The following is a 229-nucleotide window of genomic DNA, read 5'->3' as shown; positions in this document are numbered from 1 at the left end:
CGCGGATGCCATCCGCAACGCCGATGACGACGTCGATGGGCTGCACGCCAGCGTCTTCGGGAAGGTGCTCAGCGACAACTGGAAGGGCGGGGCCGTCGCCACGGTCGTTGCGACGCTCGCGAGCCGGTACCACGAGCGCTTCGCGGCCCACGCGGTCGCCGTCGCCAAGAGGGGCGTCTACTTCGCGCCGGGCGCCTGGCACGTGGGGGAGAGGGACTCCGCCCCCCCG

General features: G+C 72.9%; 1 pseudogene. It reads left to right on the top strand.

Going from position 1 to position 229, the window contains the following annotated elements:
• A pseudogene (locus KVS71_RS19705) lies at window positions 1–229 on the top strand (phosphate transport system regulatory protein PhoU); the annotation flags it as partial.

It is taken from the genome of Microbacterium sp. GbtcB4, from assembly GCF_019091465.1.
Classification (GTDB): Bacteria; Actinomycetota; Actinomycetes; order Actinomycetales; family Microbacteriaceae; genus Microbacterium; species Microbacterium paraoxydans.
The sequence above is the reverse complement of the archived record's forward strand: the minus strand, read 5'-3'. Positions and strand labels throughout refer to the sequence as shown.